This is a genomic window from Mesorhizobium kamtschaticum (assembly GCF_056174585.1).
Map to the genome: position 1 here is coordinate 1,623,646 of NZ_CM149691.1, position 18,026 is coordinate 1,641,671.

Genomic DNA, 18,026 nt, shown 5'->3' on the forward strand with positions numbered 1-18,026 from the left:
GGGACCGCCACACATGATCGGAGATATCAATGAAATCCGCAATTCTTGCCTTGCTGTCATTCGGCAGCGTCGTGCTTGCGTCACCGGCAAGCGGGGATGCCGGCAAGACACTCGATCTCGCCGGCGTGAGCGCCGTCGTCATATCGGGCGAAGCCAGTTCCGTCAGGCTCACCACTTTGGCTTCGACGCCTTACCAGGCGACGATCAGCAGCCGCCGCGAAGGCTGGTTCGCGCGCTGGTATTCGAGCTGGTTCGCCAATGACTGCAGCCTTGCCAGCGACATGAAGCTGGAGGCCTCGACATTGCGTATCGACGTTTCCCCGTCCTCATGGCTGGATCCCTCCGACTGCAGGGTCGAGATCAACGCCAACATTCAGCCCGAAAGTTCGGTGTCGATCGACCAGGCGGCGCTGCAGGCCGACATGGCGGGGAATTTCTCCACCATCGCCATAACCAGCAAGGCGGCCGATGTCTCGCTGGACGGGCACGCCTCGACCGTCGACCTCAAAGGTGACGCGCTGAAAGCCAATCTCGCCTTTGGCAGCGTCAGGCAGGACGAAAACATCGCCATCACCGGCAAGGCGCTGGATGCCACGCTGTCCTTCGGCCGCGGTGTTGCGATCAGCTATTCGGTCACCGCGACGGCGTCCTTGGTCGACAGCGCGCTTGCCAGCACTGCCGGCGCCAAGCCCTCGGTTGTCATCAAGGGCGACTTTGTTCGTGCCACCATTCGTTGAACAAAAAACCCGCCTCGAAGGCGGGTTTTTGATCTGCGGCAATGCCGAAATGGCTTAGAGGCCGAAACCTTCGAAACGCTTCTTGAACTTCGACAGGCGGCCGCCGCGGTCGAGCAGGGTCTGGTGGCCGCCGGTCCAGGCCGGGTGGGTGCTCGGGTCGATATCGAGGTTCATCGTATCGCCTTCCTTGCCCCAGGTCGAACGGGTCGTGTATTCGGTGCCGTCGGTCATGACGACCTTGATGGTGTGGTAGTCGGGGTGAATAGCGCTCTTCATGGCTCGGTTCCTGGCTTGCCGGCGCGGCTGACGGGCATAAGCCTGCGTCGATGCGCCTCTTTTAAAACTCGAAGCCGCAGCTATTGAGGAGCCACGGCTTCTAAAACGGTCGGCGAGCCTATACATCAGGCGGAATTGAATCACAAGGCCGCGGCAAGCGCATATTGAGGCGCATGACGCCGAAGCGGCTAGAGGAAACACCGAGATGGCGCAATCAAGCAGCGCAGACGAGCGCCGACGCTCGCTCAAGCCGCTCAGGCGCCTGTTTCCGTATATCACCGGATATCGCACGCTGGTCGTCGGCGCGCTTATCTCGCTGGCCATCGCGGCGGCAACGACATTGGCGCTGCCGCTGGCCGTGCGGCGCATGATCGACCATGGTTTCTCATCGTCCAGCACCACCTTCATCGCCGAATATTTCGCCGCCCTGGTGGCAATGGCCGCCGTGCTGGCGGCGGCATCGGCCGGCCGCTACTATTTCGTCATTACGCTCGGCGAACGCGTCGTTGCCGATATCAGGCGCGACGTCTTTGCCCATGTGACGACGCTGTCGCCTGCCTTCTTCGACACCGCCCAGTCGGGCGAGATCGTGTCTCGGCTCGCCGCCGATACCACACAGGTCAAGTCGGCTGTAGGCGCCACGGCTTCGGTCGCGCTGCGCAACGTCATCCTTGGCCTCGGCGCGGTGGGCATGATGGTCATCACCAGCCCGAAACTGTCCAGCCTGGTCATAGCAGCCATCCCCGTCATCGTGCTGCCGCTGGTCGCCTTCGGCCGTTCGGTGCGGCGCAAGTCAAGGCAGGCGCAAGACACGCTTGCCGATGCCACAGCCTATGCCAGCGAGCAGATCGGCGCGGTACGCACGCTGCAGGCCTTCACCAACGAGAAGCTGGTCACCAGTCATTTTTCGGGCGCGGTGGAGGCTGCCTTCGAGGCGGCGCGCTTCTCGATCTTCGCGCGCTCCTTCCTCACCTTCTTTGCCATTTTCACCATCTTCTCGTCCGTCGTCGCCGTGCTGTGGTTCGGCTCGCGCGACGTCCTCGAAGGCGCGATATCGCCGGGCACGCTTGGCCAGTTCCTGCTCTATTCGGTGTTTGCCGCCGGCGCGCTCGGCGCGCTGTCGGAAGTCTGGGGCGAACTTGCGCAAGCGGCAGGTGCGGCCGAGCGGCTGACCGAGATCCTGGCCGAGAAGCCGGCGATCCAGGCGCCGGCCGACCCGAAGCCGCTGCCGGCGGTCGCCAAGGGCGCGATCGTCTTCGACGATGTCTCCTTCTCCTATCCGGCCAGGCCCGACCGCGCCGCCGTCCACGGCTTGAGTTTTCAGGTCATGCCCGGCGAGACGGTGGCCATTGTCGGCCCCTCGGGGGCCGGCAAGAGCACGGTCTTTTCGCTGATCCTGCGCTTCTACGACCCCGAAACCGGCAAGATCCTGATCGATGGCGTCGACGTGCGCGAGGCCGATCCTGTCTCGGTGCGCGAGCGCATCGCCATCGTGCCGCAGGACGTCACCATCTTCGCGGCGAGCGCACGCGACAATATCGGCTTTGGCCGGCCGGGTGCCGGCAATGCCGAGATCGAGACGGCGGCGAAGGATGCGCTGGCCGACGAATTCATCCTCAAACTCGAGAATGGCTACGACAGCCAGGTCGGCGAGCGCGGCGTGACGCTGTCCGGCGGCCAGCGCCAGCGTGTGGCGATCGCCCGCGCCATCCTGCGCGACGCGCCGATCCTGCTGCTCGACGAAGCCACTTCGGCACTCGACGCCGAAAGCGAGACGCTGGTGCAGATGGCGCTGGAACGGCTGATGCAAGGCCGCACCACAATCGTCATCGCCCATCGGCTGGCGACGGTGCTGAAGGCCGACCGGATCCTGGTGATGGATGGCGGCCGCATCGTCGAGGAAGGCACGCATCAGAGCCTGGTCGCCAAGGGCGGCATCTATGCCAGGCTGGCCAAGCTGCAGTTCGAGACCGGCGCCAGCGCCTTCAGGGGCGCGGCGGAGTAGAGCGCCGCTTCGTCCGGCCTAGAGCAGTTCACCGTTTTACGGAAACGGCGAACCGCTCTAACTCTTTGTTTTGGAGCAATTCCGGGCGGAAAACCGTTCACACTTTTCCTGGAATTGCTCTAGGCCAGGTAACCGCCGTCGATGGTCAGGCTTGACCCGGTGATGAAGCTCGATTCTGGGCCGGCAAGATAGGCGACCAATCCGGCGATCTCACGATCTTCACCCAGGCGTCCAAGCGCGATCAGCGAGCGGACCATGTCGGCGACCGGCGCGTCGGCTGGCGTCATGTCGGTGGCGGTCGGCCCCGGTTGGACATTGTTGACGGTGATGCCACGCGGGCCAAGATCGCGGGCAAGACCGCGCGTCAGTCCGGTAATCGCGGCCTTGGTCATCGAATAGATCGAAGAGCCAGGAAATCCGGTACGCTCGGCAACGACGCTGCCAATGGTGATGATGCGTCCGCCTTCGCCCATGGACTTCGCGGCGGCCTGTATGGCGAAGAATACGGAACGCATATTGACCGCGACCATCCTGTCGAAGTCGGCGACCGATACGTCATTGACCATCCCGTGGATCAGGATGCCGGCATTGTTGACCAGTATGTCCAGCCCGCCGAACTGTTTGACTGTCTTTTCGACAGCCTGCCGGACCGCTTCGGGATCGCCGCTGTCGGCCTTGATCGCAAGCGGCCGCGCTTCGGGAGTCGCAAGCGATTTGACAAGCTCCGCAGCCTTGGCATCCGAACTGACATAGGTGAAGGCCACGGCCGCGCCTTCGGCATGAAGCCGGCGCACGATGGCCGCGCCGATGCCACGCGAACCGCCGGTGACCAGCGCTACCTTGCCGAAGAGTGATTTCGTCATGATGGGTTTCCTTGTTTTGGACTGATGAGTCTATAATTGAGCAAGCTGAAAACAGGCACTGTCGCGGTATCCTGCTAGCGCAAGCTGCGGATGGCCATTCGCGCGATGCCGCGCAGCGTGTCGGGGGAGGCACCGCTGCGCGCCGACACCTTGATGCCGGAGAGGGTGGCGGCGATGAACTGCGCGGCGGCATTGGTATCGAGTTCCGCGTCGACCTCGCCGGCCGCCTTGGCCTGCGCGATCAGGCGTTCGAGCGCCGACAGCAAGGTCCTGCCCGCCGCCTCGCCCAGCAGCGCGACGTCCCGGTCCGCGACCCCGAATTCGCAGATCGCGCTGACGCCGAGACAACCGATTCCGCCTTGCGGAAGGGGTCTTGCCGCAAGCGCAAGCAATGCGGCTTCCAGCCCCGCCAGGGGCGAGGAAGACGCGCTCATGACGCCGATCAATTCGGAGACGCTATCGGCATTGTAACGCTGCAAGGCCTCGAGATAGAGCCGCCGCTTATCGCCAAACGTGTCGTACAGGCTCTGGCGACTGATCCGCATGGCCTCCAGCAGTGTGTCCGTCGACGTTCCTTCGTAACCATGGTCCGAAAAGACGCCGATGGCCTGCTGAAGCGCTGTGTCGCGGTCAAATTCCTTGGGGCGTGCCATGAAAAGTGGTTTAGGTATTCCGGACTGTATTGTCCAGAATTATTTTTTGCCACCGGTCGCAAGGCGGCGATGGCCTCAGTTCGCCTCGGTTTCGGCATAGCCGAAATTGTAGCTCCAGGAGGCGTTGTCGCTCATCTTCCTGCGCGACCTCAGATACGAGCCGATATCCTTGGCGGGGACCTGATCGGCGATCGTCTTGAGAAACCAGTCGACCTGGAATTCGGTCGGCGTGCTCGACCAGCGCGCCTTGAAGGCGACATAGGGCGTGATCACGTCGTCGGACTTTTCGGGGCCGACAAACGCCGCCTTCAGGTTTTTGACGATGCACTGATGGCGCTTGAACATCGGGCTGCCGAGCCAGATCGGCCCGGCCCGGCCGACCATGTCCGGCTCCGGCAAATTGCTGATGCCGACATCAGCCTTCAACGGAAAATTCTTGATGAGATCATCGGCGTCGAGATCCTCGGCCGGAAGCGCGTAGGATTCGACCGTGGTGACGACGTTGCCGTCGCGATCGTCATGTGTCGACAACGGCGCCAGGCTTGTCATCCCCGGATACTGCCGGTTGTAATACTGGAGATAGTCGTCGGCGAGCTTGGTGGCCGATTGCGAAACCAGCCTGTAGCGCATGCTGTCGGCATCGGCGTCCCGATAGGTCGTGCTGACGGTCAGTTTGAGCACCTCGCCCTTGAGTTTGGGAAAGTCGAACGCTTCGCTGACGAAAGTGGTCGGCTGGAAAAGCTCCTTGCGCTCCATCCTCTCCATCTGCGCTTTGCCGGCGATAACAGGCAAGGCAAAGCCATAGTCGGGCGGAACAAGGTTTTCGGCCCGGCCGCCTTGCAGATAATTGGTCGCATCGATCCAGTAGGTCTGACTTTTGATCGTTGCCTTGACGATGACGTGGTCGAAGGCGCGGATCGTCGGCAGCATGTCGCCAAGCGCCAGTCCGTCGTCGAGGTCGGTCAGGGCCGGATCGGCCTGAACGCCGAGCCGGCGCAGACTGGAGGCAAGAAGCAGTGCCTTGTCCTTGCAGTCGCCGAGGCCTGAGGCGATCACGGTGCCGGGGCTGCGGGGAATGTAGGAGCCGCGGCCCATCGACAGGCTTACATAGCGGATGGTGTCCTGGACCAGCCGCATTGCCTCGATCATCCGGTCTTCCGGCCTGACGTATCTGGCGGCAATGTCATCGAGCTTCGATGCGAAGGCGGCCGGCAATTCCTGGTCGAGCCGATAGTAGGGCAACATCGCATCGACGACGTCCTGCCACTTGGCTGTCGAGGAGATCTGGATCGTCGGATAGGTCAGGAAATCCGCCGGCAGGTTTTCCTCTGATTTGACCGGGGCAGGGTTGACGCTTTGCCAGGTGTAGGATTTCGACGCGCCGTCGGTTTTGACATCCGGCTGGATGTCGGTGCGGACCTGGCGGATGTTCAAGGGCTGGTTTGCCGGCCAGGTCACCTTCTCGCGGATGAGCGCGATGGGTTCGCCCCAGGCCATGGCGACCGAATGGAAAAACAGATCGGCACCGACGATCGGTGTCCTGACGGTGGTCCGGCCATAGTCGATGATGTCGCCGACACGGACATCGTCGACATTCACATAGGCCGTGAGCCAGCCGTCGAACAGGCCCTTCTCGGCGTCCTTTTCGCGCCGGAACACGTCGAAAGTGGCTCCGGGCAGCCGGTCGATGACCACGCCGTCGCGGATGATGTTCAGCCAGTTCATCGTCACCTGCGACGTCGCCGGGTCGAACTCGAAATTTATGGCGGCGCCGCGCTCGAGGCCGGTGCGGTCGACTATCTTGTAGGCGTAGTGGTCGAAGGCCTCGATGCCGCCGGGCTGCTGCCGGATCTGATATTCCGAGACAAGATTGGAGATGCCGTTCTTGATCTGGCTGTCGAAACGCGGGTCTGCCTTGGGGAGTTCGATCCGGTCGATCCAGGCGCCTGGGCTGCCTTTGTGGATTTCTGTGTCGGCCATGGCCGGCGCGCAGAAAATCGCGAAGGCAATCAAGACGACAAGCCGTGTGATCGCAGACAATGTCACCGGAAAGTACCCGCCCTTATGATCCGCACGCTTCGACAGATACCGGCGGATACCACCAGTGATAGAAAAGTAGAGGCGATCCCGCAAGACATCGGAATTCGGTCGTCGTCCGATCAAGCCGCGTCATCGCCTTGTTTGCGGCTCGACGGTCAGCGAAATCGGGATGGCATGACGGCCGATCTCACGCGCCGTAGCGTTGCTTCAGGTGATTGACGAAATACACGGCGTTGAGTTTTTCGCCGGTGGCGCGTTCGAGCAGGTCCGGCGTCGACCAGCGCGACCCCTGCGACCATATCTTCTTGCGGCGCCAGTCATTGATTGCAGCGAAATTCCCTTTCGCCAGTTCGTCGTCGGCGGCAGGATGCTCACGCGTCAGCGCGGCCCATTGCTGCGCCGCCATCATCGCGCCCAGCGTATAGGACGGGAAGTAGCCGAAGGCGGCGCCCGGCCAATGCACGTCCTGCATCGGGCCATCGGCCGGATTGTCGATGGTTGAGAGGCCGAGATAGTCGCGCATCTTGGCGTCCCAGGCTTCGGGGAGATCGGCCACCTCCAGCCTGCCCGAGACCAGTTCCTGCTCCAGCTCGTAGCGCAGGATGACATGCAGCGGATAGGTCACCTCGTCGGCGTCGACCCGGATCAGGCCGCGTTCGACGCGATGCACATGCGGCAGGAGATCGTCGAGCGACCAGGCCTCGCCGAGATGCTTTTCCACCACCGGCAGCGCCCAGCGCCAGAAGGCGGGATTGCGGCCGATCTGCTTTTCGACGAACAGGCTCTGGCTTTCATGCACGGCCATGCCGCGCGCCTTGCCGAGCGGCCAGTGCGACCATGCTTTCGGCAGGTTCTGCTCGTAGAGCGCATGGCCGGTCTCGTGCAGCACGCCCATCAGCGCCGACAGGAAATCCGATGTCTTGTAGCGGGTGGTGATGCGCACGTCGCTGGGCACGCCGCCGCAGAAGGGATGGTGCGAGACCGACAGCGAGCCGTGCGTCAGGTCGAAACCGACCGCCGCCATCATGGCAAGGCCAAGCTCGCGCTGCTTGTCGATCGCATAGGTGCCCGAAAGCGGCTTCAGCGGATGCTTGCGCAGCCGCGCTTCCTGGATCGCCAGCGCTTCCGGCACGAAGCCTTTGAGGAAGGCTTTCAGGTCGGCGAAGACGGGGGTGATGTCGGCGGTGCGGTTGCCGGGGTCGAATTGCTCCATCAGCGCGTCGTAGGGGGCGAGGCCGAGCACGTCGGAGCGCAGAGCCGCCTCTTCGCGCACCAGCGCCACCACGCCCTCGAGCGCCGGCTGGAAGCCCGCCCAATCGTTCTTGGCGCGCAGGTCGCGCCACAGCTGCTCGCAACGCATGCGCGCCGTCGTCTGGCGTTCGACGAATTCGACCGGCAGGCAGGTCAGGTTGGTGTACTGCCGCCGCAGTTCGGTGAGAGCCGCGCGCTGCTCGTCGTCGAGCGCCTCGCCTTCAGCGGCGGCGATCCAGTCGGCGATTTCCGGTGCGGTTGCCCTGGTGTGGTACATGCCGGCCAGTGCCGCCATCGCCTCGGCACGCTTCTCGCCGCCGCCGACGGCCATATGCGTCGCTTCATCGGCGCCGAGGATGGCCAGCGCATGCTCAAGTGCTTCGAGCTTGTGGCCGAAGTCGTCGAGTTTCTGAAAGGACATGGCGGCTTCCGTGATTGAGGACGGCGCGAAAAGACACCAACGCAAAAGCGTTGGCAACCCTCAGAGCGGTTCACCGTTTCACGGAAGCGGCAAACCGCTCTGACTCCTTGCTTGACGCAATTCCGGACGGAAAACCGTTTCACACTTTTCCTGGAATTGCTCCAGATACCGTCCGGCAGGATGCACCTTGCGCAGGCGATGCCACACATGAAATGCTGCCGGCAACGCGTGAAGGGGGAGCAAATGATCGGCAACATCCTGGTCGGGCTGGTGGCCTTGATCCATGTCTACATCGTCTATCTCGAGATGGTGCTCTGGGACACGCCGCGCGGGCACAAGACATTCCGCCTGACGCCGGAATTCGCCAACGCCTCGAAGGTGCTGGCCGCCAATCAGGGCCTCTACAACGGATTTCTCGCCGCCGGCCTGATCTGGGGGCTTTATTCGGCGCCGCTGGTTTTCAGGTCAAGGTTTTCTTCCTGTTGTGCGTGGCGATTGCCGGCCTCTACGGCGCGGCAACGGTCGGCCGCAAGATCCTGTTCATCCAGACCGTGCCGGCGGTGGTCGCCCTGATCGCGGTCTGGATAGGTTGGTAGGCAGGCTTGGTTGGTAGGCAGGCTGGGCTGGTGAGGAAAAAGGACGCCCGCGGGATTGGGGTCCCGAAGGCGCCAGGTGTCCCTTAGGCTTTCCAGAAGTTTCAGCCGTTCGGGTAGTTTCCGCCGTCGGCGCCGTCACCCATCAGGAAACCGCTACCGATATCGATCCTCAAGCGCTGGTCGACACGGTCGAGATGAGCCAGCAGGTCGTGATACTGCGGCGCCGGTATCCTGCCGTGATCCGACGCGGCAATCTTCTCGGCGGCCTGGCTGATCTGGTTGGTGCGCATTTCCAGGTGTTCCGCCACGGCCGGGGTGATGTTGTTGGCCTGCCGTGCGTCGACGATGCCCTGGCGGACGCCTTGAGCCTGTTCAATGAGGGCTTCGACACGCGGACCCGTCAAGTCGGTCGGGTCGGAGGCGTCGAGAGCGCCCCTGTGATGACCCGCGGCATAGGCGCCGGCGAGCGGAATGGCGATAAAGAATGCGGTCAATGCTGCAGTTCTGAGCGTGGGGTTAAAAGAGCGCATCGTCGCGTCTCCTCCAGAAGAGGAAGGCAGCGGTTCTTTCGTCTGCCTTCCAGCCGTGGGCCGTCGGGTTCCGTCGCGTCGCGATGGGAGGCATCGCCGGCGGTTCTCGGCCCTGCGCGGCAAGCTAGGAGCGCTTCGGGGCGAAGTGTAATTAAAAAAAGATAATCTTTTCAGGCCTTGCCGGCCTCGGCCTGCGCCCTAGAGTTGAGCCGGCGAACAAGTTCGCGTGACTTTTCCGTGATGATGAATCACCGTTCGGTGAGCTTCAGTTCAATGCGGCGGTTCTTGTTGCGCGCCTCATCCGTATCGGCGGGGTCGAGCGGCTGGAACTCGCCGAAGCCGGCGGCGACCAGCCGGTTGGCCGGCACGCCGTTCTCGATCAGGAACTTCACCACCGAGGTCGAACGCGCCGTCGACAGTTCCCAATTGTCGCGGTAACGGCCATTGCCGGACAACGGCTTGTTGTCGGTGTGGCCGTCGACGCGCAGCACCCAGTTGATCTCGGGCGGAATTTCCTTCTGCAGTTCGATGATGGCGTCGGCGAGCTTCTTCATCTCGACCTTGCCGGCATCATTGATCACTTCGGACCCGGTCGGGAACAGCACTTCCGACTGGAAGACGAAGCGGTCGCCGACGATGCGGATGTTTTCGCGGTCGGCAAGGATCTCGCGCAAGCGTCCGAAGAAGTCGGAGCGGTAGCGATTCAATTCCTGCACGCGCTGCGCCAGCGCCACGTTCAGCCGGCGGCCGAGATCGGCGATCTTGGTGTTGGAATCGCGGTCGCGGGTTTCCGATACGTTGAGCGCATCCTCGAGCGCGCCGATCTGCTTGCGAAGGGCCGCGATCTGCTGGTTGAGGATCTCGACCTGGCTCAGCGCCTGCTGGCTGATCTGGCGCTGGCTGTCGAGTTCGCCGCCCAGTTCCGCGGCCCGCTGGTTGGCGGCATCGCCGGCACCGGCGCCTTGCGCCAGCAACTGTTCGAGCCGGCTCTTCTCCGCCTCCGCCGCCGATAGCGACGCCTGCAAATTGGCGAGCGAATCGTCCTTGTCCTGCGCCGTCGAGCGTTCCAGCGCCAGAAGCTGCGTCAGTTCATTGATCTGCGAGTTGAGGCGTGTGAGCGCCGTATCCTTGCCGGAGAGTTCGCGGCCGAGCAGGAATTGCGCCAGCACGAAGACGGTGAGCAGGAACATGATGGCGAGCAGCAGCGTCGACAGCGCGTCGACAAAGCCCGGCCAGTAGTCGATGCGGCGATCGGTACGCCGGCCCCTGGCAAGCGCCATGTCAATGCACCCCGGGCTTCTTCAGGGCGTCGGCGATCTTTTCCAGCGTGTTGCGCATCGCCTTCTGTTCATCGGACTGGGCCTCGACCCAGTCGCGCATGATCTGCTGCTCGGAGCGCATGTTCTTGACCAGGCCGGAAATGCCGTCGGCGAGATTGGCCATGGCGGTGGCGACACGCGGATTGGAGCCGCCGCCATTCTCCTGCATGCTGCGCAGCCGTTCCGACAGCACACGGATCTCGTCGGAGGATTCGGTCTTGGCCGGGTCGGAGACGACGATGTCGGACGACAGATCCGTGACCGAGGACAGCCAGTTCTCAAGTTCGGTGTAGAAGCGGGTCTGGGCGCGGCCCGCCTGCAGGTCGAGGAAGCCGAGCACGAGCGAGCCCGACAGGCCGAACAGCGAGGACGAGAAGGCCGTGCCCATGCCGGCCAGCGGCGCGGAAAGCCCTTGTTTGAGCGAATCGAGCACCGCCGCCGCGTCGCCCGTGCCGGGGTCGAGCGATTCAATGGTCTCGCGGATCGAGCCGATCGTGTTCAACAGGCCCCAGAAGGTGCCGAGCAGGCCGAGGAACACCAGCAGGCCGACGAGGTAGCGCGAGGTGTCGCGGCTTTCGTCGAGGCGCGTGGCGATGGAATCGAGCATGGTGCGCATCGAACTGGTCGAAAAGGCCGTCGCGGAGGAGCGGCCGATCATCGCCTTCATCGGCGCCAGCAGAACCGGCTCTGTTGTCTCCGAGCCGGCACGGAAGGAGTTGACCCAGCGCACCTCGCGAAACAGCCGCCCGACCTGGGCAAAGGCAAGCAGGATACCGACGCCGAGCACGCCGACGATCAGGCCGTTGAGCCCGGGATTGCTGCCAAAGGCGGTCGAGATCTGGCGGGTCAGGATGGCGGCAATGAAGGCGACGATGGCCAGGAAGATAACCATGGTCAGCAGGAAGACCTGCGGACTCGACAGTTTATGCGGATCGTAGATCAGGACGTCGGAGCGCCTGCCTATGCCGAAGGATCTGAGAAAAGCCATCCGTGCCCCGTTTCCGATGCTCTATTTGCCTTTACGCAATTCCGAACGGGAAACCGCTCACACTTTCCCTGGAATTGCTCCAGCGCCGCCGATCACGCAGTTGGCGACTCTAAACGGAATTGTGACCAAATTGAATGGCGCTTGGCAATATTGCCGTGGGGCTAGTATGCAACCCGTCCGATCCGAGATGGAAACCGAAATCGGTTTCCATGATCAGAGACGATTGATGACCAGACAGTCGACCATGGCCGCCAGATGCAGGCCGGCGCCGGTGACGACGAAGCCATGCCACAGCGCATTGTGGAAGCGCAGTCCCTTCCAGGCGAAGAAAATGACACCGCAGGAATAGACGACGCCACCGGCGATGATGAGCGCAAGCGATGTCGTCGGCAGGGTCTGGACAAGCGGCTTTGCCAGAATGATGCCGCTCCAGCCGATGGCGAGGTAGAAGACAACAGCCAGCCGGTCGAGGCGGCCGGGAAAGACTTTTATGGCGACGCCCGCGGCGGCCGCTGCCCACACCAGGACAATCATCCAGCTGGCCAATGGCGAGCCATCGAGCTGGGCAAGAAAGGGCGTGTAGGTGGCGGCGATCAGGAGATAGATCGCGGCGTGGTCGAAGCGCCGCAAGACCCATTTCGCCGGCGACGTCACCGGCCAGAGATTGTAGGTCATCGATACCGACAGCACGGTGAGCAGTGAAACGACGTAGAAGGCGGCGGCGATGTATTCGCCTGGCCCGACGCGAAACGCCGCCAGCGCCAGCAGCGCCGAGCCGGCCGCGATCGCCAGCACGATACCGACAGCATGGACGATGCCGTCGGCGATCATCTCCGCGCGGGAGTAGTGCCAGCGCCCGATAAAGGGGATTTCAAGTTGCGGCGGTGTGTTCGTCATCTCACGTCCTGCGTCACCCCTATCTGGGTAACCGCCGGACAGTATTTCAAGCTTTGGTTGCGGTTTTGCGACTGCGGCCCTTCAGCGCGCCGTGCCTGTCAGCGTGCCGAGAGAGGCTTCTTCACGGCCTTCAGCAAAGCGCGCTGGATGACCTCGTTGCCGGCGACGACGGAGCCGTTGTCCAGCATGTCCTGCCCGCCATCCATGTCCGAAACGAACCCACCGGCCTCGCGGATCAGGAGCAGGCCGGCAGCGATGTCCCAGGCCGACAGGCCGGTTTCCCAGAAGCCGTCCATGCGGCCGGCGGCGACATAGGCAAGATCGAGCGCGGCGGAACCGAGACGGCGCACGCCCGAGACCTCGGCCATGACGTTGCGCAGCTCGACGAGGAAATTGCCGTGGTGGCCGCGTCCCAGATGCGGCATGCCGCAGCCGATCACCGTGTCGACCAGCTTGATGCGGCCGGCGACGCGCAGCCGGCGGTCGTTCATGAAGGCGCCGCCGCCGCGCTCGGTCGTATAGAGCTCGTCCATGGCCGGATTGTAGATGACGCCGGCAACGATCTGGCCCTGGCGCTCCAGCGCGATCGAGACGGCGAACAGCGGGATGCCGTGCAGGAAATTGGTGGTGCCGTCGAGCGGGTCGACGATCCAGCGGTGCTGGCTGTCATCGCCTTCCACCACGCCGCGCTCTTCCATCAGGAAGCTATAGCCCGGGCGCGCCTTCGACAGCTCGGCAAACAGAATGTCCTCGGCCTTGCGGTCGGCCTGGCTGACATAGTCGCCCGGGCCCTTCAGCGAGACCTGCAGGTTCTGGACCTCGCCGAAGTCGCGCGACAGCGAGCGGCCGGCCTTCATTGCGGCCTGGACCATGACGTTGAGAAGGGCTGAGCGTGCCATATCGTTGAAACTCCAAAAGCCTGGGGCGATCAACTCAAATTGGATCGCGACCCCGCTTCATCTGCTTGTCTTTGCACGCATGATCTTGTCCGAAAAGTCTGCAACTTTTCGGGATCATGCTCTAGTCGGCGCGGCGCACGTAAGTGATTTCGTTGGTGTCGACGATGATGCGTTCGCCAGCACCGATGAAGGGCGGCACCAGCACGCGAATGCCGTTCTCCAGCACCGCCGGCTTGTAGGAGGATGCCGCCGTCTGGCCCTTCACCACCGGGTCGGCCTCGGTGATGGTCAGGGTCACATAGTCAGGCAGCGAGATGCCGATCGGCCTTTCCTCATAGAGCTGAACCGTCACCATCATGCCGTCCTGCAGGAAGGCGGCGCGGTCGCCGACGAAATCCTTGTTCAGTTCGAGCTGTTCGTAGCTCTGGGTGTCCATGAACACCAGCGCGTCTTCCTGCGCGTAGAGGAACGAAAAATCCTTCAGGTCGAGGCGGATCTGTTCGACCGTCTCGGCCGAGCGGAAGCGCTCGTTGAGCTTGGTGCCGTTGATGAGGTTCTTCAGTTCGACCTGGTTGTAGGCGCCGCCCTTGCCGGGCTTGACGGTGTTGGTCCTGACCGCCACCCAGAGGCCGCCATCGTGCTCGATGACGTAGCCGGGACGGATTTCGTTGCCATTGATCTTGGCCATGATGATGGGATCCGGAATGAGATTTTCGCCGGGACAAGCGATTTAGCGGCTCCCAAGACCACAAATCGCCCGGAGAGGCAAGGGACGCCGGATCGGCTCCAGCCGCCTGGCCAGCATCAGGCCTTGATCTTGATGGCTTCGCCGACGGCCTTTGCAATGGCCTCCACGGCCTTCGCCAGCCGGTTGAGGTGCGGAGAGCGCAGTGCCACGACCTGCAATGAAAGGTCGACATCTTCGACATCGACGAGCGCGAGGCCGTCGGGAAGTCCTCGCGCCGCGAGCCGCAACGGCATGAGGCCAAGGCCGTGTCCCCGACGGACCCATTCCATCTGCATCGCCGGGTCCTGAATTTCCGCCGCCACAACGAGCCGGTGCCGTTCACCGCCCAAACTGGAGAGGAGCCTCTGACGCGCGTCGCAGGGCGCGGGGCTGAGAACCCAAGGCATGTCAGTTCGCGCGTCGGTGAGATGGGATTCGGTGCCGCCAGCCCGCCCTATGATGCAGAGACGTTCGGTGCCGAGCGCGTCCGAGCCTTGATGATCGGCAGGTCGCAGAACGATCGCCATATCGAGTTGACCGCGTTCGAACTGCTCGATGAGCTCCGCGCTCCAGCCAGTCTTGAGCCGCAACGATACTTTTGGAAACGCGGCGGACGCGCCGGCGATGGCGCTGGCAATGCTCGCATCGGACAAACCATGCGCCAGGCCGACACGCAGCACGCCCCGCGGCTCGGCGTCAGCGGCGAACGCTTTCAGAGCCTCGACCGAAGCCAGTATGTCCTTTGCACGCGCCAGCACCTCCAATCCTGCCGCGGTCAGGCGCGGCGGCTTCTGCCGGCGATCGAGAAGCGTTGTCCCGAGCATCTCCTCCAGTCGCTGCATCTGCCGCGTGACGGCAGGCTGCGTCAGAGGCAGGCGGCGGGCCACATTCTGGATCGAACCTTCCTCGGCGAAGAGAACAAGCGTGCGCAATTCCTCCAGCATTTCGAATACTCCAGATGCATAATCATTCTGATTATTATGAATTTGAAATCATGGCGCCGGCAAGCGATTTTCCTTTCAACGGAGTTCCAAAAGGAAAGGGAAGACAATGCAAGCGATTGAATTGCAGGCCCCCGGCGGCATCGACAATCTCAGACGGGTCGAGCGGCCGATGCCGGAACCGGGCCGCCAGGAGATGATCATCAAGGTCAGGGCAACCGCACTCAACTACCGCGACGTGGAGATCGCCCGTGGCAGCTACCACACCGCCTTTGCGCTGCCGCTGGTGCCGCTCTCGGACGGCGTCGGCGAAGTGGTCGCGGTTGGCGCCGAAGTGACCCGCTTCAAGGTCGGCGACCGCGTCTGCGGCACGTTCTGGCAGCGCTGGGTCGGCGGCAGCTTCGCCATGGCCGAACCCTCCTATCAGCGCGGCGGTCCCATCGATGGTTTGCTCAGCGAGTTCGCGCGGCTGGACGAACAGGCAGCCGTGCTTGCGCCGCCACATCTCAGCGATGTCGAAGCGGCGACATTGCCTTGCGCCGCGGTCACGGCCTGGCACGCGCTGTTCACCGAAGGCCAGTTGAAGCCGGGCGAGACGGTGCTCAGCCTGGGCACTGGCGGCGTCTCGCTGTTTGCGGTGCAGTTGGCCGCGGCAGCCGGCGCGCGCGTCATCGTCACGTCGAGCAGCGACGACAAGCTCGCGCGGGCAAAGGCGCTTGGCGCGCATGACGGCATCAACTATCGCGATAATCCCGATTGGTCGTCAGTCGTGCTGGCGCTGACCGGTGGACAAGGCGCCGACCACATTATCGAAGTCGGCGGGCCGCAAAGCTTCGCCCAGTCGCTGAAGGCGTCGGCGCGTGGAGCCCAGATCAACGTCATCGGCTATCTCGGCGGCAGCGAAGGGACGATCAATCCGCTCGATATCTTCCGACGCCAGGTCCGGACGCGCGGCATACCGGTCGGCTCACGCGAATCCTTCGAGGCGATGAACCGGGCGCTCGCCGTTAACCGGCTGCGGCCGATGATCGATCGCGTCTTCCCCTGGACAGAAGCAGCGGCGGCTTTTCACCACCTCGAACACGGCTCACCTTTCGGCAAGGTCGTCCTCGACCACACGCAATGATTCCGCCAACCGCCGTCAGGGCAGGCGGTTCGCCTTCTGCAGGGCTTGCTTGGTCTGGTCGTCGCTCAACCCCTGCAGGAAATCGTCCATGTCGGGATCGATGAGCCCGGCGCGGCGGGCAACGATGTACCAGGCGCCGGCGAGCACCAGGTCCGGATCGGTGCCGATGCCTTGCATGTAGAGTTTTGCCAGGCGGTTCTCGGCGGCGACATTGCCGCCCTCGGCGGCCTGCTTCGTCCAGCCGAAAGCCGATTTCAGGTCGCGGGCGCCACCGCGGCCCTCTATCATCCAGGCGGCGAGATCGATCTGCGCGGTATCGTAGTTCTGTCGTGCGGCCTGCGCCAGCAGGCGCCTCGCCTGCGCGTCGTCGCGCGGCTTGCCGCCGACGCCGTTGGCGTAGATCTGGGACATGGCGTACTGCGCGTCGGCGAGGCCGGTCGCGGCGGCGCGCTCATAGTAGGTGGCAGCCTTGGTCAGACCCGCGTCGCCGGGATCCTGCTGGACCAGCATCTGCGCGAAATTGAACTGCGCCAACTGGTTGCCGGCTTCGGCGGCGGCCTGCATCAGCGCGTAGGCTTCTTTCGTGTCTTTCTTGACGTAGCGGCCGTCGAGCAGCATCAGCGCGTACTGGAACTGCGCTTCCGGCACGCCTTGCTCGGCGGCAAGCGCGTACCATTTCGAGGCTTCCGCCGCGTTCAACGGCACGCCGAGCCCGCGCGACAGGATCTCTGCCACCAATGTCTGCGCCGCCGGGTCGCCGTTCTGGGCACGCACCAGCGCGAGATTGTAGGCCGTCTTGTAGAGCCCGCGCTGGAAGGCGCCATAGGCCGCGTCCACCGGCTTGGCCCCGAAGCGGTCGGGGTTGATGCTGTCGACCGAGGGCAGCGGTGCGGGCTCCGCCGTGGTGGCGGGTTGCGGCAGCTGCTTTTCGATCGGCTTGTCGGTGTGCACGCCGGTTTCGGGCTTGGGCTGCGGCAAGGGTATGGTTTCGGCGGCGGCGGCCTGGATCATGACCGCTGCAAGCAAGGCCTGAAGGGGAAGCCTTACCGGAGCCACATCAGTCCTCGAAGCGCGGCGCGGTTTCGTCGAGCAGCGCGTTGGCCCGGGCAATCGCCGCTTGCGGATCGACGCCGTCGGCAAACACCGCGCTCGACAGCGCGACGAATTCGGCGCCGGTGGCGGCCACTTCCTCGATGGAAGCCAGATCGGATCCGGCCATGACGATGCAGGGGATCTGGATCATGTCGGCCCACCATCGCCCCAGCGACAGGTTGCGCGGGTGCGGCTCGGGCTTGTTGTCGTAGCCGAAGCGGCCGAAGAAAATGTAGTCGGGCCGCGTCTCGCCAAGCTCAAGCGCGTCGTCACGCGTCTTGGCGCCGCCGGCGCCGACCATCATTTTCGCCTGAAAATGTCCGATCGTCTCGGCGAGCTCGGCCTTGGAAACCTCGACATGAATGCCGTCGGCCTGGACGCGGCCCGCTATGCGGGTGTCGCCGGCGATGATGACGGCAACGCCCGCGGCCTGAGCCGCCGGCACGATCTGTTCGGCGAAGGCCTGGAAGGAGGCCTCGTCCATGCCGTTCTCGGGCAGGATCAGCGAGGCGACGTCACCGCCGTCGAATGCGGCGGCGATGCGGGCGGCCGGCACGCCGGACGGCGCGATCAGCACGATGCGGCAGCGATTTGGGGGTGTGGCGTCGTTCATGGTTCTTCGATCCCGGGTTTCGCCTATGCCGGGCGAAGATGGTTGGATTGCG

Annotated in this window: 17 protein-coding genes and 1 pseudogene; 4 read left to right on the forward strand and 14 right to left on the reverse strand. The window is 63.6% G+C overall.

The window, feature by feature from the left end; translation table 11 throughout:
• The first annotated feature begins 29 nt into the window (after positions 1-29).
• Positions 30-737 carry a hypothetical protein gene (locus AC0V7N_RS07925; protein ID WP_475456250.1) on the forward strand — a complete coding sequence of 236 codons (708 nt, stop codon included), beginning with the start codon at positions 30-32 and terminating at the stop codon, positions 735-737.
• A gap of 54 nt (positions 738-791) precedes the next feature.
• On the opposite strand, the gene rpmE is transcribed toward AC0V7N_RS07925, so the two are convergent.
• A complete protein-coding gene (gene rpmE / locus AC0V7N_RS07930; protein ID WP_027031640.1) occupies positions 792-1,013 on the reverse strand; it encodes a 50S ribosomal protein L31 in 222 nt (73 codons plus the stop codon).
• Between the two features lie 205 nt (positions 1,014-1,218).
• On the opposite strand from rpmE, the gene AC0V7N_RS07935 reads away from it, so the two are divergent.
• Positions 1,219-3,018, forward strand: a complete 1,800-nt coding sequence (locus AC0V7N_RS07935; protein WP_475456252.1) for an ABC transporter transmembrane domain-containing protein — start codon at positions 1,219-1,221, stop codon at positions 3,016-3,018.
• A 119-nt stretch (positions 3,019-3,137) separates the two neighbouring features.
• Here the strand turns inward: AC0V7N_RS07935 and AC0V7N_RS07940 are convergent, their stop codons facing one another.
• The 4 genes from AC0V7N_RS07940 to AC0V7N_RS07955 all read right to left on the reverse strand — a co-directional run bounded on the left by AC0V7N_RS07940 (position 3,138) and on the right by AC0V7N_RS07955 (position 8,246).
• Positions 3,138-3,881, reverse strand: coding sequence for a 3-oxoacyl-ACP reductase family protein (locus AC0V7N_RS07940; protein ID WP_475456254.1), 744 nt, complete (start codon positions 3,879-3,881; stop codon positions 3,138-3,140).
• A 74-nt stretch (positions 3,882-3,955) separates the two neighbouring features.
• Positions 3,956-4,534 carry a TetR/AcrR family transcriptional regulator gene (locus AC0V7N_RS07945; protein WP_475456256.1) on the reverse strand — a complete coding sequence of 193 codons (579 nt, stop codon included), beginning with the start codon at positions 4,532-4,534 and terminating at the stop codon, positions 3,956-3,958.
• A 75-nt stretch (positions 4,535-4,609) separates the two neighbouring features.
• Positions 4,610-6,514 (reverse strand): DUF3857 domain-containing protein, encoded by a 1,905-nt coding sequence (locus AC0V7N_RS07950; RefSeq protein ID WP_475456258.1) that lies wholly within the window; start codon positions 6,512-6,514, stop codon positions 4,610-4,612.
• 247 nt (positions 6,515-6,761) lie between these two features.
• On the reverse strand, positions 6,762-8,246 hold the full coding sequence (locus AC0V7N_RS07955) for a carboxypeptidase M32 (protein ID WP_475456260.1): 1,485 nt from the start codon (positions 8,244-8,246) through the stop codon (positions 6,762-6,764).
• 243 nt (positions 8,247-8,489) lie between these two features.
• Between AC0V7N_RS07955 and AC0V7N_RS07960 the strand changes: the two are divergent.
• A pseudogene (locus AC0V7N_RS07960) lies at positions 8,490-8,842 on the forward strand (DUF1304 domain-containing protein).
• A gap of 101 nt (positions 8,843-8,943) precedes the next feature.
• Here AC0V7N_RS07960 and AC0V7N_RS07965 read toward each other — a convergent pair.
• The 7 genes from AC0V7N_RS07965 to AC0V7N_RS07995 all read right to left on the reverse strand — a co-directional run bounded on the left by AC0V7N_RS07965 (position 8,944) and on the right by AC0V7N_RS07995 (position 15,146).
• The gene (locus AC0V7N_RS07965; RefSeq protein ID WP_475456264.1) at positions 8,944-9,372 is read right to left on the reverse strand and encodes a hypothetical protein; all 429 of its coding nucleotides are present in this window, start codon (positions 9,370-9,372) and stop codon (positions 8,944-8,946) included.
• Between the two features lie 248 nt (positions 9,373-9,620).
• Positions 9,621-10,652, reverse strand: coding sequence for a peptidoglycan -binding protein (locus AC0V7N_RS07970; protein ID WP_258588820.1), 1,032 nt, complete (start codon positions 10,650-10,652; stop codon positions 9,621-9,623).
• A 1-nt stretch (position 10,653) separates the two neighbouring features.
• Positions 10,654-11,679 carry a MotA/TolQ/ExbB proton channel family protein gene (locus tag AC0V7N_RS07975; RefSeq protein WP_475456266.1) on the reverse strand — a complete coding sequence of 342 codons (1,026 nt, stop codon included), beginning with the start codon at positions 11,677-11,679 and terminating at the stop codon, positions 10,654-10,656.
• A gap of 213 nt (positions 11,680-11,892) precedes the next feature.
• Positions 11,893-12,576, reverse strand: coding sequence for a PAQR family membrane homeostasis protein TrhA (gene trhA, locus AC0V7N_RS07980; RefSeq protein WP_496627780.1), 684 nt, complete (start codon positions 12,574-12,576; stop codon positions 11,893-11,895).
• Between the two features lie 98 nt (positions 12,577-12,674).
• Positions 12,675-13,475, reverse strand: coding sequence for an inositol monophosphatase family protein (locus AC0V7N_RS07985; protein WP_172222784.1), 801 nt, complete (start codon positions 13,473-13,475; stop codon positions 12,675-12,677).
• 121 nt (positions 13,476-13,596) lie between these two features.
• Positions 13,597-14,163 carry an elongation factor P gene (gene efp, locus AC0V7N_RS07990; RefSeq protein WP_027031631.1) on the reverse strand — a complete coding sequence of 189 codons (567 nt, stop codon included), beginning with the start codon at positions 14,161-14,163 and terminating at the stop codon, positions 13,597-13,599.
• 116 nt (positions 14,164-14,279) lie between these two features.
• Complete coding sequence (locus AC0V7N_RS07995) at positions 14,280-15,146, reverse strand: LysR family transcriptional regulator (protein WP_475456269.1); 867 nt, start codon at positions 15,144-15,146, stop codon at positions 14,280-14,282.
• A 106-nt stretch (positions 15,147-15,252) separates the two neighbouring features.
• Between AC0V7N_RS07995 and AC0V7N_RS08000 the strand changes: the two genes are divergently transcribed.
• The gene (locus AC0V7N_RS08000) at positions 15,253-16,269 is read left to right on the forward strand and encodes a zinc-binding dehydrogenase (protein WP_496627781.1); all 1,017 of its coding nucleotides are present in this window, start codon (positions 15,253-15,255) and stop codon (positions 16,267-16,269) included.
• A gap of 15 nt (positions 16,270-16,284) precedes the next feature.
• Here AC0V7N_RS08000 and AC0V7N_RS08005 read toward each other — a convergent pair whose 3' ends face one another.
• Complete coding sequence (locus AC0V7N_RS08005) at positions 16,285-17,280, reverse strand: tetratricopeptide repeat protein (protein ID WP_475456275.1); 996 nt, start codon at positions 17,278-17,280, stop codon at positions 16,285-16,287.
• A 46-nt stretch (positions 17,281-17,326) separates the two neighbouring features.
• Positions 17,327-17,974, reverse strand: coding sequence for a thiamine phosphate synthase (locus tag AC0V7N_RS08010; RefSeq protein ID WP_475456277.1), 648 nt, complete (start codon positions 17,972-17,974; stop codon positions 17,327-17,329).
• Between the last annotated feature and the right edge of the window lie 52 nt (positions 17,975-18,026).